The 13,069-nt window shown below is 70.9% G+C and carries 11 protein-coding genes and 1 pseudogene; 9 read left to right on the plus strand and 3 right to left on the minus strand.

Annotated elements, in window-relative coordinates; genetic code table 11:
- The first annotated feature begins 129 nt into the window (after positions 1-129).
- The 6 genes from ACQEVU_RS32445 to ACQEVU_RS32470 all read left to right on the plus strand — a co-directional run bounded on the left by ACQEVU_RS32445 (position 130) and on the right by ACQEVU_RS32470 (position 8,479).
- Positions 130-1,989 carry a cellulase family glycosylhydrolase gene (locus ACQEVU_RS32445; protein ID WP_433330273.1) on the plus strand — a complete coding sequence of 620 codons (1,860 nt, stop codon included), beginning with the start codon at positions 130-132 and terminating at the stop codon, positions 1,987-1,989.
- A gap of 15 nt (positions 1,990-2,004) precedes the next feature.
- Complete coding sequence (locus ACQEVU_RS32450) at positions 2,005-3,279, plus strand: ABC transporter substrate-binding protein (RefSeq protein WP_433330275.1); 1,275 nt, start codon at positions 2,005-2,007, stop codon at positions 3,277-3,279.
- On the plus strand, positions 3,276-4,124 hold the full coding sequence (locus ACQEVU_RS32455) for a carbohydrate ABC transporter permease (RefSeq protein WP_433330277.1): 849 nt from the start codon (positions 3,276-3,278) through the stop codon (positions 4,122-4,124). The genes ACQEVU_RS32450 and ACQEVU_RS32455 overlap by 4 nt, the downstream gene beginning before the upstream one ends.
- A complete protein-coding gene (locus tag ACQEVU_RS32460; protein ID WP_433330279.1) occupies positions 4,121-4,933 on the plus strand; it encodes a carbohydrate ABC transporter permease in 813 nt (270 codons plus the stop codon). Before ACQEVU_RS32455 ends, ACQEVU_RS32460 begins: the two co-directional genes overlap by 4 nt.
- A gap of 74 nt (positions 4,934-5,007) precedes the next feature.
- The gene (locus ACQEVU_RS32465) at positions 5,008-6,030 is read left to right on the plus strand and encodes a LacI family DNA-binding transcriptional regulator (protein WP_433330281.1); all 1,023 of its coding nucleotides are present in this window, start codon (positions 5,008-5,010) and stop codon (positions 6,028-6,030) included.
- A 70-nt stretch (positions 6,031-6,100) separates the two neighbouring features.
- Positions 6,101-8,479 carry a glycoside hydrolase family 2 protein gene (locus ACQEVU_RS32470; RefSeq protein WP_433330283.1) on the plus strand — a complete coding sequence of 793 codons (2,379 nt, stop codon included), beginning with the start codon at positions 6,101-6,103 and terminating at the stop codon, positions 8,477-8,479.
- A 32-nt stretch (positions 8,480-8,511) separates the two neighbouring features.
- Here the strand turns inward: ACQEVU_RS32470 and ACQEVU_RS32475 are convergent, their stop codons facing one another.
- A complete protein-coding gene (locus ACQEVU_RS32475) occupies positions 8,512-9,129 on the minus strand; it encodes an L-threonylcarbamoyladenylate synthase (protein ID WP_433330285.1) in 618 nt (205 codons plus the stop codon).
- A 28-nt stretch (positions 9,130-9,157) separates the two neighbouring features.
- Here ACQEVU_RS32475 and ACQEVU_RS32480 point away from each other — a divergent pair, with 28 nt between their 5' ends.
- Positions 9,158-9,511, plus strand: a complete 354-nt coding sequence (locus tag ACQEVU_RS32480; RefSeq protein WP_433330287.1) for a nuclear transport factor 2 family protein — start codon at positions 9,158-9,160, stop codon at positions 9,509-9,511.
- 9 nt (positions 9,512-9,520) lie between these two features.
- Here the strand turns inward: ACQEVU_RS32480 and ACQEVU_RS32485 are convergent, their stop codons facing one another.
- Positions 9,521-10,183 carry a hypothetical protein gene (locus tag ACQEVU_RS32485; protein WP_433330289.1) on the minus strand — a complete coding sequence of 221 codons (663 nt, stop codon included), beginning with the start codon at positions 10,181-10,183 and terminating at the stop codon, positions 9,521-9,523.
- A gap of 218 nt (positions 10,184-10,401) precedes the next feature.
- Positions 10,402-11,262 carry an NAD(P)H-binding protein gene (locus tag ACQEVU_RS32490; protein WP_433330291.1) on the minus strand — a complete coding sequence of 287 codons (861 nt, stop codon included), beginning with the start codon at positions 11,260-11,262 and terminating at the stop codon, positions 10,402-10,404.
- A gap of 88 nt (positions 11,263-11,350) precedes the next feature.
- On the opposite strand from ACQEVU_RS32490, the gene ACQEVU_RS32495 reads away from it, so the two are divergent.
- Positions 11,351-11,905 (plus strand): TetR/AcrR family transcriptional regulator, encoded by a 555-nt coding sequence (locus ACQEVU_RS32495; protein ID WP_433330293.1) that lies wholly within the window; start codon positions 11,351-11,353, stop codon positions 11,903-11,905.
- Positions 11,906-12,283: 378 nt separating this feature from the next.
- Positions 12,284-13,039, plus strand: a pseudogene (locus ACQEVU_RS32500) (DUF2252 family protein).
- The last annotated feature ends 30 nt before the right edge of the window (positions 13,040-13,069 follow it).

The raw sequence follows: 13,069 nt of genomic DNA on the forward strand, positions 1-13,069 counted from the left end.
TTAAGCGCTTAACACGATGTGCCCGCGGAAAGTTTCACGCCCGGCGTCCGGGCTGATCAGCGTGGGTGGTCCGGCTCCATTGACGCATGCACGTTGCTGACTACCCTCCCCCGCCAAAGGAGGCCATCGATGTACAAAAGACTGCTCGCGAGCGCGGCCGCCGCCCTCGCGATCCTCACCTTCGCCGGGAATGCCGAGGCCGCGGAGCGCGGCACCGGTTTCGTCACGCGGCAGGGATCCGACCTGCGGCTGGACGGCAAGACGTTCCGGTTCGCCGGCTCCAACAACTACTACCTGCACTACAACTCGCGCGCGATGGTCGACGACGTGCTCGGCGACGCCGCGGCGGCCGGCTTCAACGTGCTGCGCACCTGGGGCTTCATGGAGTCCGGGCAGAACGGCGTGTCGTTCCTGTCCTTCGACGGCACGAAGCCCGTCCCCAACGACGGCCCCGACGGCCTGCAGCGCCTCGACTACGTGCTCAAGGCCGCCCACGACAAGGGAATCCGGCTCGTCATCCCGCTCACGAACAACTGGAGCGACTTCGGGGGCATGGACCAGTACGTGCGCTGGCACGGGGGCACCCACCACGACGACTTCTACACCGACCCGGTCGTGCGGGGCTGGTACAAGGACTGGGTCGCCCACGTCCTGAACCGCACCAACAGCCTGACCGGCGTGCAGTACAAGGACGACCCGGCCGTCATGGCCTGGGAGCTGGCCAACGAGCCGCGCTGCGGCGGGTCCGGCGCCCTGCCCAGATCCGCGACGTGCACCGACAAGACCCTGGTGAGCTGGGCCGACGACGTGAGCCGCTTCATCCACGCCAGCGACCCGCACCACCTCGTCGGCGTCGGCGACGAGGGCTTCCTGTGCAGCGACCGCGCGAGCACGGACTGGACCGTCAACTGCGCCGACGGCGTCGACTCGGCGGCCCTCGCCGCGCTGCCCGCGGTCGACCTCATGTCCTTCCATCTGTACCCCGACGGCTGGGGCAAGGACGCCGCCTGGGGCACCCGGTGGATCCGCACCCATGTGCAGGTCGCCGACCGGATCCGCAAGCCCGTGATGCTGGGCGAGTTCGGGTACAAGGACAGGGCCACCCGCAACCCGGTGTACAAGGCCTGGACCGACGAGGCGGTGCGCGACGGCATCGACGGGTTCCTCTACTGGCTCCTCTCCGGCGTCCAGGACGACGGGACGAACTACCCCGACTACGACGGCTTCACCGTGTACTGCCCGAGCCCGGTCTGCACCACGATCTCCAACGCCGGCGACGAGCTGCTCCACGGCCGGCGCTCCCGCCCGCCCGTGGCCGACGACGATGCCGCCCAGACCCTGCACGACGAGCCGGTGACGCTGATGCCGGCCGCGAACGACATCGCATACCGGACGAAGGTCAGGCCCTCGACGATCACGCTCGCCCCGGGCGGCGGCGCGTTCACCCTGAACGCCGCGACCGGCGCGGTGACGTTCACGCCCGCGGCGGGCTTCGTGGGCCGCGCCACGACGACGTACACCATCCGCGATGAGGCCGGCCGCACCTCCAACGCGGCCACGATCACGGTCACGGTCCGCCCGCGCCCGGGCGACCCGCTGCCCATCCCCACCGACGGCTTCGCCTCGGCGAACTGGCAGACCAACGCCGGGACCGTCACGGGTCTGCACATCGACACGGCCGACGGCGGCTGGTTCGGCGTCTCCCCCTTGCCGGCGTCGCTCGACCTGTCGGGCAGGGGCACCGTCAAGTACGACCTGACCACCGGCGCGGCCGGCACCTCGACCAGCCTCGCGGTGCAGACCGGCGACGCCTGGACCTGGTGCCAGTCCACGTTCGGCTGGGTCAACGCCGGCACCGCCACGACCGTCTCGATCGACCTCACGACCGCCATGTCGTGCGACGGCGCCGCGCTGGCCGACGTGCGCGCCTACTACCTGTGGTTCTCGGGCGGCGGCTCGTTCGACATCGCCAATCTCCGCGCCGAATAACGAAAGGGGCTCTCCATGAAAACACCCCTCATCGGACTGCTCGCCTTGAGCCTGGCCCTCGCCGCCTGCGGTGACGACAAGGCCGCCGACCCGGGCAAGATCGCCGGCGAGATCACCGTCCTGACGCAGCGCACCGACATCGTCAACACGGTCTTCCAGGACTACAAGAAGAAGTTCGAGGCGAAGTACCCCGGCACGACCGTCAAGTTCGAGGCGATCACGGACTACGAGGGCGAGGTCCGGGTCCGCATGAACACCAAGAACTACGGCGACGTGCTGCTCATCCCCAACTCGGTCAACGCCGACCAGCTGCCCTCGTTCTTCGAGCCGCTCGGCACCGTCGACGAGCTCAAGGACAAGTACCGCTTCGTGCGCACCGAGCAGACGTACAACGGCAAGGTGTACGGGCTCTCCATCACCGGCAACGCGCAGGGGTACGTGTTCAACAAGAAGGTCTGGGCCCAGGCCGGGATCACCGAGGCGCCCAGGACGCCCGAGGAGTTCCTCGCCGCGCTCAAGGCCATCAAGGACAAGACCGGGGCCATCCCGCTGTACACCAACTACAAGGACGGCTGGCCGCTGGGCCAGTGGGAGGGCGCCCGCGGCGCGATCAGCGGCGACCCCGACGCCGTCAACAAGCTCGGCCAGGACGACGCGCCCTGGACCGCCGGCAAGGAGCAGTACGTCATCGACTCGCTGCTCTACGACGCCGTCAAGGGCGGCTACACCGAACCCGACCCGACGACGACCAACTGGGAGCAGTCCAAGAACCTGCTCGGCACCGGCAAGATCGCCACGATGATGCTCGGCTCGTGGTCGATCGTGCAGATGCAGCAGGCGGCGGCGAGCAAGGACGACATCGGGTACTGGCCGTTCCCGTACCAGACCGACGGAAAGTTCCACACCGTCGTCGGGGGCGACTACAAGAACGCGATCAACATCAACTCGAAGAACAAGGCGACCGCGCGGGCCTGGATCGACTGGTTCACCGACGAGTCGAACTACGCCACCGACCAGGGCGGCGTGGCCACGCTCAAGAGCGCGGCGATGCCCTCGACCCTCGCCGACCTGACCGCCGCGAAGACCGAGTTCATCGAGCTCAACCCGGCGCCGAAGGGCCAGGAGGGGCTGGCCGACAAGATCGGCAACGCGGCGGAGATCGCGCTGTTCGACGGCAAGTACCGCCAGGGCATCGTCGACGCCGCGCGCGGCGCGAAGAACGAGTCCAAGGACCAGATCTTCGCCGACCTGAACAAGAAGTGGGCTCAGGCCCGGGCCAAGCTCAAGTGAGCACCCGCCGGACCGCCGCCCCGTACGCGTTCCTGGTCGTGCCGCTGCTGTTCCTGATCGTGTTCACGTACATCCCGGTCGTGAACATGTTCTGGTACAGCGTGACCTCCTGGGACGGGCTGAGTCCCAGCAAGGAGTTCGTGGGGCTCGGCAACTACGTGGAGATCTTCACCCGCCCCGAGCTGTTCGGCGTGCTGAAGGTCAGCCTGTACTACGTGGCCGGGGCGGTGGTCCAGATCCTGCTCGCGCTGTACTTCGCCACCGTGCTGAGCTTCAGCACCTGGTTCCGCAACGTGTTCAAGGGGATCATCTTCTTCCCGTACCTCATCAACGGCGTCGCCATCGGGATGATCTTCCTGTTCTTCTTCCAGCCCGGCGGCACCCTCGACTCCGCGCTCGGCGCCGTCGGGCTGGACGGGGCGCGCCAGCAGTGGCTGGGCGACCCCGACGTCGTGAACTGGTCCCTGGCCGGCACGTCGATCTGGCGGTACCTCGGGCTCAACTTCGTGCTGTTCCTGGGCGCGATCCAGTCGATACCCGCGCACCTCTACGAGGCCGCCGAGCTCGACGGCGCCGGCCGGTGGGCCCGGTTCCGGTACATCATCCTGCCCGGCATCCGCCCGGTCGTCGGGCTGTCGTTCATCCTCGCGATCTCGGGCGCCCTGTCGGTCTTCGAGATCCCGTTCATCATGACCGGCGGCGCGAACGAGAGCGAGACGTTCGTGATCCAGACGGTCAACATGGCGTTCAAGTACTACAAGTTCGGTCTCGCCTCGGCGATGGCCGTCGTCCTGTTGGCGATCGTCAGCCTGGTGACGTGGGCCCAGCGGAAGGTCGCATCGTGACTCGGGTCTTGCAGTACCTGTCGCTCGCCGGCGCGTCGATCGTCGTCCTGCTGCCCCCGCTGGTCCTGGTGCTCGCCTCGCTCAAGACGCACCAGGAGTTCGCCACCACCGGCCCGTTCGACCCGCCGCACGACTGGTTCAACCTGCACAACTACGCGGTGGCGTTCAGCGACGGCCACATGCTGCGCGGCTTCGTCAACACCTCGATCATCCTGGCCGTGTCCCTGGCCGGCACCGTCCTGATCGGCTCGATGGCCGCCTACGCCATCGACCGCTTCGAGTTCCGCCTGCGCGGCGTCGTCATCGCGCTGTTCCTGCTGGCCACGCTCGTGCCGGGGGTGACGACCCAGGTGGCCACGTTCAAGGTCGTCGACACCCTCGGCCTCTACGACACCCGCTGGTCGGCGATCGCGCTGTTCCTCGGCACCGACATCATCGCGATCTACATCTTCCGGCAGTTCCTGCGCGGCGTGCCGACGGAGCTCGACGAGGCGGCGGCGCTGGAGGGCGCCGGCCCGTTCACGATCTACCGGCGCATCATCCTGCCGCTCATGAAGCCGGCGATCGCCACCGTCGTCATCATCAAGGGCATCGCGATCTACAACGAGTTCTACATCCCGTTCCTGTACATGCCGTCGCAGGACCTCGGCGTCATCTCCACGTCGCTGTTCCGCTTCAAGGGGCCCTTCGGCGCCCAGTGGGAGGTCATCTCGGCCGGGGTCATCCTCGTCATCGTCCCCACCCTCATCGTGTTCCTGCTCCTGCAGCGGTTCATCTACAACGGCTTCACCGCCGGTGCCACCAAGTGAGCTGCTCATGCTTTCTTCGAGGCTAGACTGCCGTTCTGATGACAGGTTCGGGCGAACAGCACCATCACGGGCGAGTGACGATCCGGCAGGTCGCCGTGCACGCCGGCGTCTCGGAGGCCGCGGTCTCCTACGCGCTCAACGGCCGCCCCGGCGTGTCCGAGCAGACCCGGGCCCGGGTGCTCGCGGCCGCCCGCGACCTGGGCTGGGCCCCGAACATCGCCGCCCGCTCGCTCGGCACCGCCCGGGCCAACGCGGTCGGCATCGTGCTCGTGCGCCCGCCGCGGGTGATGGTCGTCGACTCCTTCTTCACCCAGATGCTCAGCGGCGTCGAGGCGGAGCTCAACCGCAACGACGTGGCCCTGGTACTGCACCTGGTCGACGACTTCACCGAGACGATCGACGTGTACCGCCGTTGGTACGCGGGCCGCCACGTCGACGGCGTGATCCTCACCGACCTGCGCCACGGCGACCCGCGCCCGGCCGCGCTGCGCGACATCGGGCTGCCGGCCGCGGTCATCGGCGGCGGGTCCGAGGGCTTCGACCTGTCCGGCCTGAGCTCCGTCGACGCCGACGTCGCCGGCACCGCGCACGGCATCATCGGCTACCTGCGCGCCCTGCGCCACCGCGACGTCGCCCGCGTCGCCGGCCCCCGGGAGCTGCTGCACACCGCCCAGCGCGACGCGGCCTACGTCGCGGCGGTCGAGGAGCTGGGCGAGGTGCGATACCGGGTGGTGTACACCAACTACAGCGCCGCCGACGGCATGCGCGCGACCCGGGAGCTGCTGAGCCGGGCCGAGCCGCCGACCGCGCTCGTCTTCGACAACGACGTCATGGCCGCCGCCGCGCTCAAGGTCGCCCACGAGATGGGCCTGTCGGTGCCCGACGACTTCTCGGTCGTGGCCTGGGACGACTCCGACCTGTGCCAGATCACGGTCCCGGAGATCACCGCCGTCGTGCAGGTGCCGGCGCTGCAGGCCGAGCTGACCGCCCGGGCGCTGCTGCAGGCGATCGGCGGCGGGGGCGAGACCCACCTGACCCTCCCGCCGGGGACCCTGACGGCCCGCCAGTCGACCCGCCCGCCTAAACGCTTCAGTTGACACTGCTTCGGGCCGCCACCTAGTGTTCGGGTTCCAGGAGCTTATCCGGTTCAGTACTTCGGGAGTCCACATGGCAGTCCAGCGTCCGCTGCACACCGGCTGGACCCTCCGGGCCGCCGACGGCCGGGAGTTCCCCGCGGCGGTGCCCGGCTGCGTACACACCGACCTGCTCGCCGCGGGCGCGATCCCGGACCCGTTCCTCGACGACAACGAGGACCGGCTGCACTGGATCGGCCGGTCGGCCTGGGTGTACGAGACGACGTTCGACGGCATCGACGGCGAGCGGGTCGACCTGGTCGCCGAGGGCCTGGACACGGTGGCCGCCGTCGAGCTCAACGGCGTCGAGCTCGGGCGGACGGCGAACATGCACCGGTCGTACCGCTTCGACACCGCCGGCGCCCTGCGCCCCTCCGGCAACGTGCTGCGGGTGCGGTTCGACTCGGCGTACGACTACGCGGAGCGCGTCCGCGACGAGGTCGGGGCCCGCCCCAACGCCTATCCTGAACCGTTTCAGTACATCCGCAAGATGGCCAGCAACTTCGGCTGGGACTGGGGCCCGACCGTCGTGACCGCCGGCATCTGGCGCCCGATCGGCCTGCACGCCTGGTCCACGGCCCGCCTGGCCCGGGTCCGGCCGCTCGTGGGCGCCGACCGGGTGGACCTCCACGTCGACCTGGAACGGGGGCGGCCGGCGGCCCTGCGGCTGCGCATGGAGGTCGCCGGCCGGACGACGACCGCCGAGATCGCGCCGGACGCCACGGCGGCGACGGTGAGCCTGGAGGTCCCCGACGCCCGGCGGTGGTGGCCCCGCGGCCACGGCGACCAGCCCCTCTACGACCTGCAGGTCACGCTCGAGGACGCCGGCGGCGCGCGGCTGGACGCGTGGCACCGCCGCATCGGCTTCCGCACCGTCGAGTGGGACACGACGGCGGACGCCGACGGCTCCCGCTTCACCCTGGTCGTCAACGGCCGCCCGATCTTCGTCCGCGGCGTGAACTGGATCCCCGACGACGCGTTCGTCACCCGCGTCGACCGCGCCCGGTACGCCGAGCGGATCGCCCAGGCCTGCGACGCCGGCGTGAACTACCTGCGGGTGTGGGGCGGCGGCATCTACGAGAGCGACGACTTCTACGACCTCGCCGACGAGCTCGGCCTCCTGGTCGGCCAGGACTTCCCGTTCGCCTGCGCCGCCTACCCTGAGGAGCCCCCCATCGGCCCGGAGGTCGCCGCCGAGGCCCGCGAGCAGGTGGTCCGCCTCATGCCGCACCCGTCGCTGGTCCTGTGGGTCGGCAACAACGAGAACATCTGGGGCTACCACGACTGGGGCTGGCCGGAGGAGCTGCAGGGCCGCACCTGGGGCGAGGGCTACTACCTCGACGTCCTGCCCCGGATCGTGGCGTCGCTGGACCCGACCCGGACCTACTGGCCCGGCAGCCCCTACTCGGGCACCCCGGACCTGCACCCGAACGACCCGTCCCACGGCACCACCCACATCTGGGACGTGTGGAACACCCACGACTACCGCCACTACGGCACCTACCGCCCGCGCTTCCTGGCCGAGTTCGGCTTCCAGGCCCCGCCCGCGTACGCCACGCTGCGCCGCTCGGTGACGGCGGAGCCGCTCACCCCGGAGTCGTCCCACCAGAAGGCCACCGGCGGCAACGAGAAGCTCCTGCGCGGCCTGTCGGGCCACTTCCCCCCGCCGTCGTCGTTCGACGACTGGCACTGGTCGACGCAGCTCAACCAGGCCTGCGCCCTGGCCTTCGGCATCGAGCACTTCCGCTCGCTCAAGCCCCTGTGCATGGGCACGATCATGTGGCAGCTCAACGACGACTGGCCGGTCACGTCGTGGTCCGCGGTCGACGGCGACGGCCGCCGCAAGCCCCTGTGGTACGCCCTGCGCCGCGTCTACGCCCCGCAGCTGCTCACCATCCAGCCCCGCGACGGCGGCCTGGCGCTGGTCGCGCTCAACGACACCCCGGCGAGGTGGCAGACCCCGCTGGAGGTCCGCCGCGTCTCCTTCACCGGCGCGGTGCTGGCCAAGACGGCGATCACCCTCGACGTACCGCCCGGTGGCGCGGCGACGGTCCCGCTCCCGCCGGACGTGGCCACCGCGGACGACCCGAGCGCCGAGCTCCTCGTCGCCGGGGACGCCGTGTGGTTCTTCGCCGAGGACGTCGACCTGCGCTACCCCGCCCCCGCCGTCGACGTGGCGGTGCGCCCGATCTCCGGCGGCGTCGCCCTGGACGTCACCGCGCGCACGTTCGTGCGCGACCTGACGGTGTTCCCGGACCGCGTCGATCCGTCGGCGACCATCGACCGCCAGCTGGTGACGCTGCTACCAGGCGAGTCGGTGACACTGACGGTCCACGGCACGACGAACACCGACCCGGCCGCGTGGTCGGCCGCGCCGGTCCTGCGCACCGCGAACGACCTGGTTGCCCGATGAGGCCTCAGAGCTCGATTGGCGGTTGGGGGTTGTTATTCGAAGCGGCTGGGGTCACCCGCGCCGACGCGCAGGATCTCCGGCTCGTCTTCGGACAGGTCGACCACCGTGGTCGGCTCGGTGCCGCACTCGCCGTCGATGACCGCGTCGAGCTGGTGGTCGAGCATCTCCTTGATCTCCCAGCCCTGCGTCATCGGCTCGTCCTGGCCGGGCAGCAGCAGCGTGCTGGACAGCAGCGGCTCGCCGAGCTCGGCCAGCAGCGCCTGGGTGACGGTGTGCTGGGGGATGCGCACGCCGACGGTGCGCTTCTTCGGGTGCAGCAGCCGGCGGGGCACCTCGGGGCTGGCCGGCAGGATGAACGTGTAACTGCCCGGGGTGACGGCCTTGACCAGCCGGAACACCGAGTTGGAGATCTGCACGAACTGCCCGAGCTGGGCGAAGTCGGCGCACATGAGCGTGAAGTGATGCCGGTCGTCCAGGCGGCGTACTTCGCGGATGCGCTCCAGCCCCGGGCGGCTGCCGAGCTGGCAGCCCAGCGCATAGCAGGAGTCCGTGGGGTAGGCGACCAGGCCGTCCTCGCGCAGCAGCGCGACGATCTGCCCGATCAGCCGGGGCTGCGGATTGTCCGGATGTACGTCGAAGTACCTCGCCACGGCTCCAGCGTACGTGTAGGAATAGCCCATGACGGATCTGGAGGCCGTGACGGGCTGGGTCGAGGGCTACGTGCGGGCGTGGAACAGCAATGACCCGGCCGAGATCGGGGCCCTGTTCGCCGCGGACGCGGCGTACTACACCGCGCCGTACCGCGAGCCGTGGCGCGGCCGGGACACGATCATCGCGGAGTGGCTCGCGCGCAAGGACGCCCCCGGGGAGGCCACGTTCAGCTGGTTCCCGGTCGTGGTGACGCCCGAGCTGTCGGTGGTGCAGGGCACGACGGTGTACCCGTCGACGACCTACAGCAACCTGTGGCTGCTGCGCCTGGACCAGGTCGGGCAGGCGCGCGAGTTCACGGAGTGGTGGATGGAGCAGAGCTGAGCATCCCGTTCAGTACGGCGGGGGGATGACCGGCTCGCGCGGGTTGAGCCGGCGCCACACGATCACGGTGTACGACCCGAGCAGCACCAGCATCACGATGCGCAGCGACGCGAACATGATCGCCGTGTGGTTGGCGGTCAGGGCCTCGGCGACGAACGCCGCGGGGTCGGCCGGGCGCACGTCGTCGCGGGCCGCCTCGATGAACAGGTAGATCACCAGCGGGATGAGGGTCATGCGCCAGCCGAGGTACGTCCAGTGCCGCATGAGCAAGCGCCGGTCGTGCCCGAGCCGGTCGGCGACCCGCCCGACGACGCCGAGCCAGACGGCGAACATCAGCAGCGTCACCCACAGGGCCACGGTGACCGCCTCGCCGAGCCGCTCGACGAGCGCGAACACGGCCGCGGTGCCCGGCCGCTCCAGGGTGGCCGCGTCGACCTCGTAGGCCCGCAGGACGGCGTCCTCGCGGCGCAGCACGAGCACGTCGACGGCGAGCAGGGCGGTGTGCAGCGCGGTGACGACGACGAACAGCCAGGTGTACGCCCGCAGCGCGGTCGGCGGCCGCGCGTCGAGGTCGTCGAGCTCGGCGTCGAGCTCGTCGGGCACGAGGTCGGCCGCGGCCGACTCGGCCACGCCGCCGCCGACGAGGGCGGCCACGTAGGCCGCGGAGGGCACGCCGCCGTGGTGGACACAGAGGATGGCGCCGCGAGTGTCGTGTCCGGGAGCACCACACGTCACGCAATGCATCGACACAAGATCAATACCCTACTCGCCGGTACCGCGGGACGCCTGCCCCGGAACGGCCGTTCCACCCGGCTGTTCGGGTCGGATTCATCGCGCCGATCACCCGGGTCAGGATCTTGATGCTATCCCTCACCCGGCCGTTGCGTGGTTCAGGACCATTTCCACCCGTCGATGGCATTGCGCACCGCGTCGCGGGCGGCGAGCGGGCGGCGCCCGAGCAGGGCCTCGAGGTCACCCGTGGGAGTGCCGGCCCACCCGCTGCGAAACGATGCGTACAGCGCCAGCAACTGCTCGGCGACGGCCGGCGGGAAACCGGCGGCGATCGATCGTTCACGGAAGCCGGCGTCGGTCTCCGGCCGGTAGGCGACCCCCTCCCCCGCCATCGCCGCCAGGTCGGCCCAGCCGACGGTGTCGGGGCCGGTCAGGTCGTATGTGCGCCCGTCGTGGACGCCGCCACGCTCGGCCACGACCCGCGCGAGTGCCTCGGCCTGCTCGGCGGTCTCACCCACGGCCACCCGCGCCTCACCCGCGGGCGCGGTGAGCACGCCGTCGCGCCGGGCGGCGATGACGTCCCGCGCGAGGGCGGCGGCCAGCCCGTACCCGACCCGGACCACGGTCCACGCCACGGGCAGGTTCCGCACGGCCCGCTCGGTCGCGGGGAAGTCGGCCACCGACGGGATGGTGCTGGCCTCCGCGTCCTGCCAGCTGGTGACGACGACCCGCCGCGCGCCGGCCGCGACGGCGGCGCCGAGCGCGGCCCGCAGGTGGGCGCCGCGGACCTCCGGCGGCGTGCCGTAGTAGGTGGCGTTGAGCAGGATGGTGTCCGCGCCGGCGAACGCGCCCGGCAGCGTCTCGGGCCGCCCGAAGTCGCCGTGCCGCACGGCGGCCCCGCGCTCGCGCAGCGCCGCCGCCTTGCCGACGTCCCGCACGCTGACCGCGAGGTCCTCCCCCAGCAGCCGCTCCGCGACGAGCCGCCCGAACGGGCCGTTGGCCCCGGTCACGATAATCATCCGCAGCCTGTCCTTTCATTATCCGGGGCAACCGCCCCGCTTGGACTGTAGCGGGGCCGTCGCCCCGGTTTCAAGGGGTTGATGTCCCATGCCCGAACGCCAGCCGCGCGCCGACGCGGTGCGCAACCGCCAGCGGGTGCTGTCCGCCGCCAGCGAGGCGTTCGCCGAGTCGGGCCCGTCGGTGAGCCTCGACGACGTGGCCCGCCGGGCCGGCGTCGGCCCGGGCACGGTGCACCGCCACTTCCCGACGAAGGACGCGCTGTTCGCCGCGGTGATCGAGGACCGCCTGCGGCAGCTGGCCGAGCGCGCGGCGGCCCTCGCGGACGCCGCCGACCCCGGCCCCGCCTTCTTCGACTTCTTCCACCACCTGGCCGGCGAGGCGGCCCAGAACCTGGCGCTGTCGGCCGCCCTGACCGACACCGCCGGCCCGGGCCCGGCGATCCACGCCGCCGGCGCACAGCTGGAGGCCGCCCTGTCACGGCTCCTCGAGCGCGCACAGGCGGCGGGCGCGGTGCGGCCAGACCTGACGACACGGGAGCTGCACGCGGTGATCGCGGGCGCGCTCGTCATGGAGCAGCGCCTGCCGGAGTCGTCGAAGGGCCGCGGCCTCCGCCTGGTCGCCGACGGCCTCGCCGCAGGCTGAGTACCCGGCTCGCTTCGCTCGCGGCGGGGGAGCTTCGCTCCACCCGCACCCCCTCAAAACCCGCAGCGGCGCACCCGGCAACGAACAGGTGCCCGGTCACCGGCGGGCCGGCCGGCCGCGTGCGGAGCACCACGCTCGCCTGCGAGTTCCGCCGCCGACGCCACGCCACAAGCAGCCAGAGCCCCACGGCCCCCGGCTGGGTGGGCAAGCAGCGCTCCACCGAGATCGTTGGAACGGCTGAATAGATCACCCCCGAGCGACCCTTGTCCGCGAACAGAGGCCTGACCCGTCGTTGGCTCAGGGGCGCCGGCCGGCGGCATCAGTGCCGCCGCGCACCGGTTGCGATGACAAACGTCATGCGGTCCGTATCGTCGGGTGATGGAGCGTGCCGAGGTGCTGACCGATGTGTTGTTACCGAGTTCGGGGAGTTGATGGCGCTCGACCCGGCCGCGTTCCGGCGCAAGTTCCGCAAGATGGCGGCGTCGCCGTTCGCGTTCTACCGGGGCAGCGCCTGCCTGTTCTACGCCGACGTGCAGGGCACGGCCGACGAGTTCCTCGACCCGCGGACCTCCGCCGTGTGGATCCACGGGGACCTGCACGCCGAGAACTTCGGCACCTACATGAACTCGGCCGGCGTCCTGGTGTTCAACGTCAACGACTTCGACGGGCAGGGACAGACCCCGGCGGTCTCTCGCTGGGTCACCGACCCGCGGGTGCGCGAGTACTTCCGCCACCAGGGCCACCGCACGAGCGAGTCGCAGCGCGCCCTGCAGGCCCACGCCGACACGTGGGCGGGGCACACGGAGCTGCGCGGGGTCGGCCAGATGGTGGCCGAGGTGTCGCCGTACGCCGCGGACCTCGACTGGAGCGACGTCAACGAGCTCGCCGACGTGACCGGTGTGGTCCTACCTGGGCCGGGCGACGGCGCGGATGCACTCCGTCGCCGACGACGACTACGCGCACGCCCTCGTCGACTTCTCCACCGAGGAGGCGATCCTGGCGGCGCTCGAGCGCGACGAGCCGGGCTTCGCCGCGATGCTGGTCGACTTCGCCCACTCCTACGGCGCCCGGGCCCGCGCCGACCACCAGATCTTCGTCGACCTGTTCCGCAACGGGCGTTTCCCCCTGCAGTAGAAAAATCTTCGGGCGACCGGTCCGGACGCG

Origin of the sequence: Dactylosporangium sp. CA-139066, assembly GCF_050936175.1 — a bacterium.
Classification (GTDB): domain Bacteria; phylum Actinomycetota; class Actinomycetes; order Mycobacteriales; family Micromonosporaceae; genus Dactylosporangium.

Excerpts from the sequence above, each read along its gene's own strand:
- ACQEVU_RS32445 (WP_433330273.1), top strand. The coding sequence starts at position 130 with ATGTACAAAAGACTGCTCGCGAGCGCGGCCGCCGCCCTCGCGATCCTC.
- ACQEVU_RS32450 (WP_433330275.1), top strand. The coding sequence starts at position 2,005 with ATGAAAACACCCCTCATCGGACTGCTCGCCTTGAGCCTGGCCCTCGCC.
- ACQEVU_RS32470 (WP_433330283.1), top strand. The coding sequence starts at position 6,101 with ATGGCAGTCCAGCGTCCGCTGCACACCGGCTGGACCCTCCGGGCCGCC.
- ACQEVU_RS32480 (WP_433330287.1), top strand. The coding sequence starts at position 9,158 with ATGACGGATCTGGAGGCCGTGACGGGCTGGGTCGAGGGCTACGTGCGG.
- ACQEVU_RS32490 (WP_433330291.1), bottom strand. The coding sequence starts at position 11,262 with ATGATTATCGTGACCGGGGCCAACGGCCCGTTCGGGCGGCTCGTCGCG.
- ACQEVU_RS32495 (WP_433330293.1), top strand. The coding sequence starts at position 11,351 with ATGCCCGAACGCCAGCCGCGCGCCGACGCGGTGCGCAACCGCCAGCGG.